This window comes from Pseudomonas sp. FW300-N2A2 (assembly GCF_017351735.1).
GTDB lineage: Bacteria > Pseudomonadota > Gammaproteobacteria > Pseudomonadales > Pseudomonadaceae > Aquipseudomonas > Aquipseudomonas migulae.
Map to the genome: position 1 here is coordinate 119,546 of NZ_JACNDU010000005.1, position 13,623 is coordinate 133,168.

Below are 13,623 nucleotides of genomic sequence, written 5' to 3' on the forward strand. Positions count from 1 at the left end.
GGGCTTTACGTTATGACGGTTTACGCGATTATCGGTGGTACCGGCCTGACTCAACTGGAAGGCCTGAGCATTCGTCAGTCACTGGCGGTGGACACCCCTTACGGCACGCCTTCGGCCGAGGTGCAGATCGGTGAGTACGCCGGCAAGGAAGTGCTGTTCCTCGCGCGTCACGGTCACCCGCACCGTTTCCCGCCGCATCAGGTGAACTACCGCGCCAACCTCTGGGCACTTAAGCAGGCCGGCGCCGAAGCGATTCTTGCGGTCAACGCAGTCGGTGGGATTCATGCCGCGATGGGCACCGGGCATTTCTGCGTGCCGCATCAACTGATCGATTACACCAGCGGTCGCGAACACACCTATTTTGCCGATGACCTGGAACAGGTCACCCACATCGACTTCAGCTATCCCTACAGCGAACCGCTGCGCGAGCAATTGATCGCGGCATTGGCGGCTGAAGGCGTTGGCTACAGCAGTCATGGCGTGTATGCCTGCACGCAGGGGCCGCGCCTGGAAACGGTGGCGGAAATTGCGCGACTGGAGCGTGACGGTTGCGACATCGTCGGCATGACCGGCATGCCGGAAGCGGCATTGGCGCGTGAGCTGGAGCTGGATTACGCGTGCCTGGCGTTGGTGGTGAACCCGGCGGCGGGCAAGTCGACGGCTGTGATTACCATGGCCGAGATCGAGCAGGCGTTGCATGACGGAATGGGTAAGGTGAAGTCGACGTTGGCGCGGGTGCTTAAAGGTTAGTCTGTCGATAGACCGAGTCGACGCTATCGCGAGCAGGCTCGCTCCCACAGGGGGATTTGGGTAGGCCAGAACCCTTGTGGGAGCGAGCCTGCTCGCGATGGCAATCTAACTGCCACCGCTACTTATCGATCTTCTCCGGCAGCGGCGCAAACAACGCCTCAATATCATCACTCTGCAGCTTCCAGTCCCCAGCCTTGCGCCCATCCAGCACGCCTGCTGCCAAATCGGATTTTTCCTTCTGCAGGTGCTGAATTTTCTCTTCCACCGTGCCCCGGGCAATCATCTTGTAAACGAACACCGGTTTCTCCTGGCCGATGCGATACGCGCGGTCGGTTGCCTGGTTTTCCGTCGCCGGGTTCCACCACGGGTCGTAGTGAATCACCGTATCCGCTTCCGTCAGGTTCAAGCCGACACCGCCTGCCTTCAAGCTGATCAGAAAGATCTGACGCTTGCCGCTCTGGAAGTCTTTCACCGGGGAGCGTCGGTCGCGAGTCTGCCCGGTCAGCAACGCATACTCCACGCCGCGCATCTTCAGTTCGACCTCGATTAACGCCAGCATCGAAGTGAACTGCGAAAACAGCAGAATCCGTCGGCCTTCCTCGAACAACTCCTCAAGCATTTCCATCAGGCTGTCGAGCTTGCCCGAGGTGCTTCCGCGCGTCGGCAGGGCTGCGTCGTTGACCAGGCGCAAGTCGCAGCAGACCTGACGCAGCTTCAGCAACGCCTCAAGGATGATGATCTGGCTGCGTGCCACACCTTTGCGGGTGATTTCGTCGCGGACTTTTTTGTCCATCGCCAAACGCATGGTTTCGTACACATCACGTTGGGCTTCGTTGAGCTCGACCCAATGGATGATTTCAGTTTTCGGAGGCAACTCCGTCGCTACCTGCTCTTTTGTCCTGCGCAGCAGGAACGGTTTGATCCTGCCGTTGAGGTGTTGAAGTCGTACTTCGCTGGCGCGCTTTTCAATCGGCACGCGGTAATCACGGTTGAAACTTTTCACGTCGCCGAGCCAGCCGGGCAGCAGGAAGTGAAACAGCGACCACAGCTCACCCAGGTGGTTTTCCAGAGGCGTACCGCTCAGACACAAACGCTGGCGTGCATTCAGCTCGCGTGCGGCGTGGGCGGCTTTGCTGTTGGGGTTCTTGATGTATTGCGCTTCGTCCAGCACCAACACGTGCAGTGGCTGTGCGGCCAGGCGTTCGACGTCCTTGGGCAGCAGCGCATAGGTGGTCAGGATCAGGTCGTAATCGGCCAGACTGTCAAAATGCTTTTTACGACTGGCGCCGTACAGTGCCAGCACTTTCAGTTGCGGCGTGAAATGCGCCGCTTCGTCGAGCCAGTTGGGAATCAGGCTGGTGGGCATCACCACCATGCACGGACGATCGAGGCGCCCGGCGTTTTTCTCACTGAGAACATGCGCCAGGGTTTGTAGGGTTTTGCCCAGGCCCATGTCATCCGCGAGAATCCCACCAACTTCCAGTTGCCGCAGCGACTGCATCCAGCTCAAGCCTTCCAGCTGATAGGGGCGCAAGGTTGCGTTCAAGCCTTCCGGTGCTGTCGCGGTGTAGTCCTTGATGTCCCGCAGACGCTGGGCAAAGCTGCGCATCTGTTCGCCACCTTCCCAGAGCAGCGGCAGGTCTTCCAGCGGATTCAGGCGCGTCGCGTCGGCCTTGCTCAGGCGCAGCGTGGTTTCGCCGGGCTCTTGCAGATAGAACTCGCCGAGGGTCGCCAGCACTGGTTTCAATCGGCCAAAGGGCAGGGCGACTTGCAACGGTCCATGCTCGGAGTTCGGGCGATGAGGGATGTTCACCAAAATCAATTCATCGTCGCGACGTCGTGCGAGGCGTTCCGGGTTGAGGATCTCGGTGTGGGAGCGCATCAGGTTCAACAGGATGGGCAGCAGACTCAGCCGCTCACCATTGACGATGATCCCCAGTTCCAGATCAAACCAGTCGCGCTCCGGCGCCTGTTCGACGGTGGCGTACCAGTCGTCCACGGCGGTCAGGTCGAAACCGAAATCCTCGTCGATCTGCAACTCCCAGCCTTGGGTGCGCAGCTTCGGCAACTCATTGAGCGTGAAGGTCAGCCAGGCACTGTCATTGACCATTTCATAGAGTTCACCGGCACTTTCCGGCAGCGCTTTACTTTGCCGGGTGGCGATCTTGAAACCAAGGATTCGTAACTGTTCCCTGTAGGCCTGTTCGACTTCCGGGTGGCGTTTTATCCGTAATGTCTGCGCCTCCTGACGTATCAGGATGTCGGCGTTTTTCTGCCCGCAAACGTATTCATCCAGATAGCTGAAGGACAACGCAGCGCGATGCTGGATGTAACGCTGCATCTTGCCGTTGCGCGGCTCGAAGGCGCTGAACTCAATGCTTGCCAGCCACAGGCGCGGCACCGGTTGCACGTTGTCCACCAGCACTTGCGGCGGTGCTTTCGGGCTGCGGTTTTCCAGTACAGCCTGGAGCTTTTCCAGCAGTTCGGCGTCTTGAGCGGCGGCGGGGTAGGCGAGGGTTTCCTGCACCTTCAACAGCACGGCTGCGCAATGTTTGCAGTTGCTGCGGACCGGGCATGTACACGTGGCATCGACCATCAGCAGCGTGCTTTTGGCTGACTCGCGCAGGCGAATGGTCTGACGGTAAACGTTACCGCCAGAACCTTCGCACGCGGCCGTAATGGTTGCGTCGCCGACTTCCACGATCCTGACGCGGTTCTCCAGCGCATAGCGGCGGCCGCGCTCCAGGCTTTGTTCCTTGAATCGACTGACCCATGAAGGTGCCAGGGGTTTGCTCAGGGTCGCGGGCATAGGGACTTCAATCAGTCCGGAATTTGTTCGGGGACTGGCCGAGGCGCAGGGGCGGTGAGCGAGGTGATCTTGATCAGCAGGCCGAGGTGACCGTTGTCGAGGAAGTTCAACTGGCCGTTCTTGGTGTGGCTTTCTTGTTTGAGGCGTTCGCTGGCGGTCACCATGCCGTTGGCGTCGATCTGGTTGACCCAGAAGTCGGCGTCCACGTCAGTGAAACGCCCCAGTTTCAGGTTCAGCGTGCCCTCGATCGGGAATTGGCCGAACTGTTCCTTGCCGTCGCTGACCGCAACTTTGCTGGCTTCTTCGCCGAGGTTTTGCTGCCAGGCCTTGTGCAGCAACACCGTGTATTCATTGCTGGCGGTGAGTTTTTCCACTTCGCCATTCAGGCTCGGCGTGCGCAGGCTCTCGGGGCGGATTTGCTGGGCGCCGGCGGCCCAGTCTTCCGGCGCGGCGCGGCTGACGATGGCGGGCACGGCGTTTTGCCGGACCAGAATCATTTCGATCTGATACAGGTCATCGGCAAACGCCGTTGGGGCGACCAGGGTGGTCAGCAAAGTCAGTAAACGAAACAGGCGCATGCGGCGTCCTTCAAGCAGTTTTCGGAATGAGGCATTCAAGCAATGCCTCTACAGTATTAAAGCGCTCTTCCGGGCGCTCCATCGGGACCATGAATTTAAACATCGTGGCCCCTTCGAATTTGTAGCGTTTAGGCTGGCCCTGAATCAGTTTGATCAGGGTCAGCGGATCGACCGGTGTCTGCGCCGCGAACTCGATCCGGCCGCCTTGCGGGCCGCCGTCGACTTTCTTGATGCCCAGCACTTCGGCTTGCAACTTCAGCCCCGTGATGCGCATCAGGTTCTTGGTCGGCTCCGGCAGCAGGCCGAAACGGTCGATCATCTCCACTTGCAGGTCCTTGAGACCATCCTCGTCGGTGGCCGAGGCAATGCGTTTGTAGAGAATCAGCCGCGCGTGGACATCCGGCAGATAGTCTTCGGGAATCAGCGCCGGAACACGCAAATTGACTTCCGGGCCACCGCCCAAAGGCTGATCGAGATTCGGTTGTTCGCCCTTGCGGATCGACTTCACCGCACGCTCGAGCATCTCCATGTACAGGGTGAAGCCGACCGCCTGGATCTGCCCGCTCTGGCCGTCGCCCAGCAGTTCACCGGCGCCACGGATTTCCAGGTCGTTGGTGGCGAGCACGAAGCCCGCACCGAGGTCCTGGGTATTGGCGATCGCTTCCAGACGCTTTTCTGCGTCCGGGGTGATTTGCTGGCGCGGCGGTGTCAGCAGATAAGCATAGGCCTGGTGGTGACTGCGACCGACGCGGCCACGCAACTGGTGCAACTGCGCCAGGCCGAATTTGTCGGCGCGCTCGATGATGATGGTGTTGGCGCTCGGCACGTCGATGCCTGTCTCGATGATGGTCGAGGCGATCAGCACGTTGAAGCGCTTGTGGTAGAAGTCGCTCATCACCTGTTCGAGTTCGCGCTCGCGCATCTGCCCGTGACCGATGCCGATCCGCGCTTCCGGCACCAGTTCGGCGAGGTCGGCGGCGCATTTCTCGATGGTCTTCACGTCGTTGTGCAGGTAGTAGACCTGGCCGCCACGCAGCAGCTCCCGCAGCAGCGCCTCTTTGACCGTGCTCTTGTTCTGCTCCATGACGAACGTCCGCACCGACAGGCGACGGGCCGGAGGTGTCGCGATGATCGACAGGTCACGCATACCGGACACTGCCATGTTCAGCGTGCGCGGAATCGGCGTGGCGGTCAGCGTGAGGATGTCGACTTCACTGCGCAGGGCCTTGAGCTGTTCCTTCTGACGCACACCGAAACGGTGTTCTTCGTCGATGATCACCAGCCCGAGGTTTTTGATTTTTACGTCGTCTTGCAGCAGCTTGTGTGTGCCGATGACGATGTCGATCTTGCCTTCGGCCAGGTCGGCGACGGCGGCATTCACTTCCTTGGTCGACTTGAAGCGGCTCATCACTTCCACAGTCACCGGCCAGTCGGCAAAGCGGTCGCGGAAGCTGTTGTAGTGCTGTTGGGCGAGCAGGGTGGTCGGCACCAGGATCGCCACCTGGCGGCCGCCGTGCACCGCAATGAACGCAGCGCGCATCGCCACTTCAGTCTTGCCGAAACCGACATCGCCGCAGACCAGCCGGTCCATCGGCTTCGGTGCGAGCATGTCGGCGCGCACGGCTTCGATGGTGGTTTGCTGGTCCGGGGTTTCTTCGAACGGGAACCCGGCGCTGAAAGTGGCGTAATCGGCTTTCGGATCTTCGAAGGCATAACCTTCGCGAGCAGCGCGGCGGGCATAGATGTCGAGCAATTCCGCCGCCACATCGCGCACCTGTTCGGCGGCTTTGCGTTTGGCTTTCTGCCAGGTTTCCGAGCCGAGACGGTGCAATGGGGCCAGGGCATCGTCGCTGCCGGTGTAGCGGGCGATCAGGTGCAGGTTGGCCACCGGCACGTACAGTTTGGCGCCTTCTGCGTATTGCAGGGTCAGGAACTCGGCGGCTTGATCGTCGATTTCCAGCGTCGCCAGGCCCAGATAGCGGCCAACGCCGTGATCGATGTGCACCACCGGGGCGCCTTCGCGCAGTTCGGTGAGGTTTTTGATCACGGCGTCGTTGTTGGCGTCGGCGCGTTTTTCACGGCGACGACGCTGCATAACACGCTGACCGAACAACGGACTTTCGGCGACCAGCGCCAGGGCCGGATCGTCGAGCACCAGGCCTTCATCGAGCGGTGCGATGGTGATCGCCAGGCGCTCCTTGCTCGCGACAAAGTCGGGCCAGCTGTCGACGGTTTTCGGTCGCAGCTTCAGGCGTTCCAGCAGTTCCAGCAGCACTTCACGACGGCCCGCAGATTCGGCGGTGAACAGCACGCGACCAGGGAACTCGTCGAGGAAGCCGGCCAGCGCGGCCAGCGGTTGAGTGGCTTTGGCTTCGATGGCCAGGTTCGGCAGTTCACGCGCCGGGAAGCGCTCGCGGCCGACACCGGTTTCAACGTCCTGTTGACTGGCGACGACGCGCGGCCAGTTCTTCAGGCGTGCAAAGCAGTCCTCCACCGGCAGGAACAATTCGGCTGGCGGTAATAAAGGACGGGACGGATCGACACGGCGCTCTTCATAACGATTACGCACGTCGTTCCAGAAATTTTCCGCCGCCTGCTCGATGCCCGGCAGGGAAAACACCTGGGTGTCCTGGGGCAGGTAATCGAACAGGGTCGAGGTTTCGTCGAAGAACAGCGGCAAGTAGTACTCGATACCCGCCGGTGTAATCCCGCTGCTTAAGTCCTGAAAGATCGGGCAACGGCGGAAATCGACATCGAAGCGCTCACGGAAGCGTGCCTTGAAACGGGTGACCGCATCTTTCTGCAGCGGGAATTCCCGTGCAGGCAACAAGCGGACGGTGTCGACTTTATCGATGGAGCGCTGGTTTTCCGGATCGAAGGTACGCAGCGTCTCGATTTCGTCATCGAACAGGTCAATCCGGAAGGGCAGTTTGCTGCCCATCGGGAACAGATCGATCAGCGAGCCGCGGACGGTGAATTCGCCGTGCTCGTACACCGTGTCGACGTAGCGATAACCGCTGGCTTCAAGCCGGGTGCGCATTTGTTCGACGTCGAGCTTCTGGCCAACGTCCAGCACCAGGCTGCTGCCGAGCAGGAATTTGGTCGGTGCCAGGCGGTGCAGGGCCGTGGTGATCGGCACCACCAGCACGCCATGACTCAACTCCGGCAATCTATATAGAGCAGCGATGCGCTGGGAAATGATGTCCTGGTGTGGCGAAAACAGATCGTAGGGCAGGGTTTCCCAGTCCGGGAAATGCAGCACCGGCAAATCCGGGGCGAAGAAACCCAGCTCCTGCTCCAGCCGCTCGGCACTTTGGCTGTCGGCGGTCAGTAGCAGGGTAAAGCGCTTGGCAGCGCTGGCAGCCTCGGCAATGGCCAGGCTCAGGGCGGCACCGGGCAGGTTGCCCCAGTGCTGTTTACCTGCCGCGGCAGGGAGAAGCGGTAGACGCAGAACGGGCACGGAAGGTTGAGCTCCAAGCGTTGCGACAAAGTCGGTAATTGTAGCGGCCCCGGGTGCCGCCTGTCAGTTGCTGACTGTGTCTATTACGCAGGTTTGGCGAAATGTAGTGGTAAAGACAAAAAACGCCGGTTTTTTGCTGAAAATTACTGATTATGTAGTGGCAAAACGACTGAGTGTTACGGAGGGTTACGGATAAGACGGCGATGTCTCCAAAAAATTGACTTCGCTGAAAGCCGCGGTTTTACTGGGCTTCGGCGGTGCGTAATTTTTTTGAAGAAGAAATTGTTACGGATCGCACGACAGGCGCGCATTGCTACGAGAGACACTCGGCGGCATAATGTAGCCCCTTTTTTCTGCCCCTACATGTGGAAGGTTCCCGTGACTCAGAAGCCCGACCAGTGTCTTGGTGAATGGATCGACCGTGAAGCACTCGCAGAAGCGATGATTCCGCTTATCGGTCAGCTCTACCGCAATAACAACGTGGTGAGCTCGATCTATGGCCGCAGCCTGATCAACCAGTCTGTCATCGCGATTCTCAAAGCTCACCGCTTTGCTCGCCATCGTTCTTCCGACGATAGCGAACTCTCCGTCCACGAAACATTCCCTCTGCTGAAAGCCATGAGCGAGCTCAAGCTCGGCGCGGCTTCGGTAGATTTGGGCAAGTTGGCGTACAAATTCCGCGTCGAAGGCAATGGCCGTACTGCCGAGCAGTTCGTCCGTGAAGAAATGGCTGAAGTGGTTGGCCAGCAAAACGCCTCCGCTCGCAAAGGCACCGACGTTGTGCTGTACGGCTTCGGTCGTATCGGCCGTCTGCTGGCGCGCATCCTGATCGAAAAAACCGGTGGCGGCGACGGCCTGCGTCTTCGCGCCATCGTGGTGCGCAAGGGCGCCGAGAACGACCTGACCAAGCGCGCCAGCCTGCTGCGCCGCGATTCGGTACATGGTTCGTTCAACGGCACCATCACCATCGATGAAGAAAACAACACCATCACCGCCAACGGCAACCTGATCCAGGTTATCTACGCGAAGAACCCGACTGAAGTGGATTACACCCAGTACGGCATCAAAGACGCGCTGCTGGTGGACAACACCGGTGTATGGCGTGACGCCGATGGCCTGGGCCAGCACCTGGCGTGCCCGGGTATCGACCGCGTTGTTCTGACCGCGCCTGGCAAAGGCAAGCTGAAGAACATCGTTCACGGCATCAACCACGGCGAAATCACCGCTGACGACAAGATCGTTTCGGCTGCTTCCTGCACCACCAACGCCATCGTGCCGGTGCTGAAGGCTGTCAACGACAAGTTCGGCATCGTCAACGGTCACGTTGAAACGGTTCACTCGTACACCAACGACCAGAACCTGATCGACAACTTCCACAAGGGCGATCGCCGTGGCCGTAGCGCCGCGTTGAACATGGTGATCACCGAGACCGGTGCTGCCACCGCTGCTGCCAAGGCTTTGCCTGAGCTGGCCGGCAAGCTGACCGGTAACGCGATCCGTGTTCCGACGCCAAACGTGTCGATGGCCATTCTCAACCTGAACCTTGAGAAAGCCGCTACCCGCGAAGAGATGAACGAGTACCTGCGCTACATGGCGCTGCACTCCGATCTGCACAAGCAAATCGACTTCGTCAATTCGCAGGAAGTGGTCTCCACCGACTTCGTTGGCTCGCGCCACGCTGGCGTTGTGGACGCTGAAGCAACCATCACCCAAGACAACCGCGTTGTTCTGTACGTTTGGTACGACAACGAATTCGGTTACAGCTGCCAGGTGGTTCGCGTGATGGAAGACATGGCCGGTGTAAACCCGCCAGCATTCCCGCGCTAAGCCTTAGCTGCACATGAAAACGCCCCGACTTTGGTCGGGGCGTTTTTGTTTGTGCAGGCTTTTGAGCCGTGTCGCCAGGTCGGGCCTCATCGCTAGCAGGCTAGCTCCCACAGGGGACTTGTGAACGACACAGATCCAATGTAGGAGCGAGGCTTGCCCGCGAAGGCGATCGATCAGGCGCCACCGACCACGGCAGCCTGTGCGGTCCGCAGTTCATGCCGATTGCCTTTGAACAACACCAGCGTCGCAATCAACCCCAGCACTGCCGCGCCGCTGAGCCAGATCCCCGGCGCAGCCTTGTTATCCAGCACATGAATCAGGTACGTACAGGCTGCCGGCGTAAACCCGCCGAAGGTTGCCGTCGCCAGGCTGTAGGCCAACGAGAAGCCGGTCGTACGAACTTCCACTGGCATGATCTCGGTCAGCGCCACGACCATGGCGCCGTTGTACGAGCCATACAGGAACGACAACCACAACTCGACGATCAGCAAATGGCTGAAGCTCGGGTTCGCCACCAGCCACGACAGGGCAGGGTAGGCGGTGAGAATCGCCAGAATGGTCGCCGCGAGAAGCAGGGGTTTTCGCCCGATCCTGTCGGACACAGCACCCATCACCGGCAGCCAGAAAAAGTTCGACAGGCCGATACAGACCGTCACCAGCAACGCATCCAGATCCGACAGGTGCAGTTCGGCCTTGCCGAAGGTCGGGGTGTAGGCGGTGATCAGGTAGAACGACACCGTGGTCATCACCACCAACGCCATGCCGGCGATGACAATGCCAAAGTTCTGACCGATCGAGTGGACGATTTCCCGCAGGGTAGGGCGGTGTTTTCGTGCCTGGAACTCAGGCGTTTCTTCCAGCGAACGGCGAATCACGAAGATCACCGGCACGATCATGCAGCCGATCAGGAACGGCACGCGCCACCCCCATTCACCCATTTCTTCCGGGCTGAGCCAGTGGTTCAAACCCACCCCCAGCAGGCCGGCAAACACCACCGCCGCTTGCTGACTGGCAGACTGCCAACTGACGAAGAACCCTTTGCGCCCCGGTGTGGAAATCTCCGCGAGATAGACCGACACACCGCCCAGTTCCACGCCGGCAGAGAAGCCTTGCAGCAGTCGGCCGAACAGCACGATCAGCGGCGCGGCCACGCCCAGCGTGGCGTAACCCGGCACGCAGGCAATCAGCACCGTGCCGGCCGCCATCATCGCGAGGGTGATGATCAAGCCTTTGCGGCGGCCATGACGGTCGATGTAGGCACCGAGGAAAATCGCCCCCAACGGTCGCATCAGGAAGCCGGCACCGAAGGTGGCCAGCGACAGCATCAGGGAAGCGAAAGCGCTGTCGGCGGGGAAGAAGGTTTTGGCGATGGCTGTGGCGTAAAAGCCGTAGACCATGAAATCGAACATCTCGAGAAAGTTGCCGCTGACAACGCGAAAAATCGCTTTGCCTTTGCCGGTCGTGGAGGACATGTCTGGATACTCACTTTTTAAATCTTGTAAGAAAGCGTTTCGCGTGTGTCCCATAATGGCTGGCGTGCTTTTACTGGGAGATGAAGATTTGTTAACTGGACGTTGGAAGGTGGTTGTGATGCTGGCTGGTGTTTTGGCTGGCTGCGGCAATGGCGATTCCATGGAAAGCGTCGGCGGCCCGACTATGGGAAGCACTTATTCAATCAAATACGTGCGCCACGCCAATCTCCCCGCGCCCGCACAGGTGCGCAGCGAGGTGGAGAAGATCCTCGCCGAGGTCGACAAGCAAATGTCTACCTATCGCAGCGATTCGGACATCGAACGCTTCAACGATCTGCCCGCCAATCGCTGTCAGAAAATGCCCGCGTCCATCCTCAAATTGATCCGCGTTGGTGAGCAACTGTCAGAGCAAAGCGAAGGATCCTACGACCTGACCGTGGAGCCACTGCTCAATCTCTGGGGATTCGGCCCCCGGGCGCGTGAAGAAAAAGTGCCCAATGCCCAAGCGCTTGCCGAGGTGCGGCAGCGAGTCGGTTATCAGCATCTGCGCATCGAAGGCGAACAGTTGTGCAAGGACGCCGCCGTCGAAGTCGACTTCAATAGCATCGCCGCCGGCTACGCGGTCGATACGATTGCCGCAAAACTCGACGCGATGGGCATTCACAACTACCTCGCCGAAGCCACCGGAGAGCTCAAGGCTGCCGGCAAGAAACTTGATGGCTCGCCGTGGCGCATCGCGCTTGAACAACCCCGAGACGATCAGCAAGTTGCAGAACGCATCATCGCGGTCGACGGCTACGGCGTGTCCACTTCCGGCGACTATCGCAACTATTTTCTGCAGGACGGTCGGCGTTATTCCCACACCTTCGATGCTCACACCGGTACGCCGGTCTCACACACGCTGGCGTCAGTCACGGTCATTCATCCTTCAGCGTTGATGGCCGATGGACTATCGACGCTGTTGCTGATTCTCGGTCCTGAACGGGGGTGGGACTATGCCGAAACCCACAACATAGGTGCATTCTTTGTGATTCGTGCCGATACAGGTTTCGTCATACGTACCAATCAGGCTTTTGAGCGTCTCAGTGGCGGTAAAACCGAATGATTACGGTAATGCACGCATTGAAAACTGGCGTTGTAGTGCAGGCAAAAGTAGCCTACGACGCGACCAAGGGTTAATGTGCGCGGCGTTGACGCTTCTATAGACTGTGTCCGGGTTCTGCACTGGCCCCAAATTGTTCCTTCACGCCGCAGATCGGCGTGATTTAGCCGCAGGTGCCGAGAGCGCCGCGGCCTGTTCTGAGGAGTATGCATGGCTGTCTACAACTACGACGTGGTGGTGCTGGGTTCCGGCCCGGCGGGAGAAGGCGCGGCAATGAACGCCGCCAAAGCAGGGCGCAAGGTGGCGATGGTCGATAGTCGTCGCCAGGTTGGCGGCAACTGCACCCACCTGGGCACCATCCCGTCCAAGGCACTGCGTCACTCCGTCCGGCAGATCATGCAGTTCAACACCAACCCGATGTTCCGGGCCATTGGTGAGCCGCGCTGGTTCTCGTTCCCGGACGTGCTGAAAAGCGCCGAGAAAGTTATTTCCAAACAAGTCGCTTCGCGCACCGGCTACTACGCCCGTAACCGCGTCGACGTGTTCTTCGGCACCGGCAGCTTCGCCGACGAGCAAACCATCGAAGTGGTCTGCGCCAACGGTGTAGTTGAAAAACTGGTGGCCAAGCACATCATCATCGCCACCGGCTCGCGTCCTTATCGCCCGGCGGACATCGATTTCCATCACCCGCGTATCTACGATAGCGACACCATCCTCAGCCTCGGCCACACCCCGCGCAAACTCATCGTTTACGGCGCCGGCGTGATCGGTTGCGAATACGCGTCGATCTTCAGTGGTCTGGGCGTACTGGTTGAGCTGGTAGACAACCGCGGTCAGTTGTTGAGCTTCCTCGACTCGGAAATCTCCCAGGCGTTGAGCTACCACTTCAGCAACAACAACATCACGGTTCGCCACAACGAAGACTACGACCGCGTCGAAGGCGTGGACAACGGCGTGATCCTGCACCTCAAGTCCGGCAAGAAGATCAAGGCCGACGCCTTGCTCTGGTGCAACGGTCGTACCGGCAACACCGATCAGCTGGGTCTGGAAAACATCGGCGTCAAGGTCAACAGCCGTGGCCAGATCGAAGTCGACGAAGCCTACCGCACCTGCGTGCCGAACATTTACGGCGCCGGTGACGTGATCGGCTGGCCGAGCCTGGCCAGTGCCGCGCACGACCAGGGCCGTTCGGCCGCTGGCAGCATCGTCGACAACGGCAGCTGGCGCTTCGTCAACGACGTACCGACCGGCATCTACACCATTCCGGAGATCAGCTCGATCGGCAAGAACGAGCAGGAGCTGACTCAGGCCAAAGTGCCGTACGAAGTGGGCAAGGCGTTCTTCAAGGGCATGGCGCGTGCGCAGATCGCCGGCGAGCCTCAGGGCATGCTGAAGATCCTGTTCCACCGCGAAACGCTGGAAGTGCTGGGCGTGCACTGCTTCGGTTATCAGGCGTCGGAGATCGTGCACATCGGTCAGGCGATCATGAACCAGCCGGGCGAGCTGAATACGCTGAAGTACTTCGTCAACACCACGTTCAACTACCCGACCATGGCCGAAGCCTATCGGGTAGCGGCGTACGATGGCCTCAACCGGCTTTTTTGAGCGGCTCCGGCCGGTGGCCT

At 59.7% G+C, this 13,623-nt stretch carries 8 protein-coding genes; 4 read left to right on the forward strand and 4 right to left on the reverse strand.

The genetic code is table 11. The annotated features are described in order from the left end of the window. The first annotated feature begins 12 nt into the window (after positions 1-12). Positions 13-750 carry an S-methyl-5'-thioinosine phosphorylase gene (locus tag J4E42_RS09685; RefSeq protein WP_008028469.1) on the forward strand — a complete coding sequence of 246 codons (738 nt, stop codon included), beginning with the start codon at positions 13-15 and terminating at the stop codon, positions 748-750. Positions 751-868: 118 nt separating this feature from the next. Here J4E42_RS09685 and J4E42_RS09690 read toward each other — a convergent pair whose 3' ends face one another. From J4E42_RS09690 to mfd, 3 genes are read right to left on the reverse strand one after another with little or no spacing between them, the layout of a single operon-like run. Continuing rightward, complete coding sequence (locus J4E42_RS09690) at positions 869-3,559, reverse strand: DEAD/DEAH box helicase (protein WP_207285085.1); 2,691 nt, start codon at positions 3,557-3,559, stop codon at positions 869-871. 11 nt (positions 3,560-3,570) lie between these two features. Then, on the reverse strand, positions 3,571-4,137 hold the full coding sequence (locus J4E42_RS09695) for a CsiV family protein (RefSeq protein ID WP_008028464.1): 567 nt from the start codon (positions 4,135-4,137) through the stop codon (positions 3,571-3,573). Between the two features lie 10 nt (positions 4,138-4,147). Further along, on the reverse strand, positions 4,148-7,597 hold the full coding sequence (mfd, locus tag J4E42_RS09700; RefSeq protein WP_192226295.1) for a transcription-repair coupling factor: 3,450 nt from the start codon (positions 7,595-7,597) through the stop codon (positions 4,148-4,150). Between the two features lie 363 nt (positions 7,598-7,960). On the opposite strand from mfd, the gene J4E42_RS09705 reads away from it, so the two are divergent. Continuing rightward, positions 7,961-9,424, forward strand: a complete 1,464-nt coding sequence (locus tag J4E42_RS09705; protein ID WP_008028461.1) for a glyceraldehyde-3-phosphate dehydrogenase — start codon at positions 7,961-7,963, stop codon at positions 9,422-9,424. Positions 9,425-9,597: 173 nt separating this feature from the next. Here the strand turns inward: J4E42_RS09705 and J4E42_RS09710 are convergent, their stop codons facing one another. Then, on the reverse strand, positions 9,598-10,896 hold the full coding sequence (locus tag J4E42_RS09710) for an MFS transporter (protein WP_207285087.1): 1,299 nt from the start codon (positions 10,894-10,896) through the stop codon (positions 9,598-9,600). 118 nt (positions 10,897-11,014) lie between these two features. On the opposite strand from J4E42_RS09710, the gene J4E42_RS09715 reads away from it, so the two are divergent. After that, positions 11,015-12,001 (forward strand): FAD:protein FMN transferase, encoded by a 987-nt coding sequence (locus tag J4E42_RS09715; protein ID WP_008037702.1) that lies wholly within the window; start codon positions 11,015-11,017, stop codon positions 11,999-12,001. Between the two features lie 207 nt (positions 12,002-12,208). Next, positions 12,209-13,603 (forward strand): Si-specific NAD(P)(+) transhydrogenase, encoded by a 1,395-nt coding sequence (sthA, locus tag J4E42_RS09720; RefSeq protein ID WP_008028455.1) that lies wholly within the window; start codon positions 12,209-12,211, stop codon positions 13,601-13,603. Positions 13,604-13,623: the final 20 nt, after the last annotated feature.

Coding starts and splice junctions, on each gene's coding strand:
- J4E42_RS09685 (WP_008028469.1), top strand. CDS start 13: ATGACGGTTTACGCGATTATCGGTGGTACCGGCCTGACTCAACTGGAA.
- J4E42_RS09690 (WP_207285085.1), bottom strand. CDS start 3,559: ATGCCCGCGACCCTGAGCAAACCCCTGGCACCTTCATGGGTCAGTCGA.
- J4E42_RS09695 (WP_008028464.1), bottom strand. CDS start 4,137: ATGCGCCTGTTTCGTTTACTGACTTTGCTGACCACCCTGGTCGCCCCA.
- J4E42_RS09705 (WP_008028461.1), top strand. CDS start 7,961: ATGTGGAAGGTTCCCGTGACTCAGAAGCCCGACCAGTGTCTTGGTGAA.
- J4E42_RS09710 (WP_207285087.1), bottom strand. CDS start 10,896: ATGTCCTCCACGACCGGCAAAGGCAAAGCGATTTTTCGCGTTGTCAGC.
- J4E42_RS09715 (WP_008037702.1), top strand. CDS start 11,015: ATGCTGGCTGGTGTTTTGGCTGGCTGCGGCAATGGCGATTCCATGGAA.
- sthA (WP_008028455.1), top strand. CDS start 12,209: ATGGCTGTCTACAACTACGACGTGGTGGTGCTGGGTTCCGGCCCGGCG.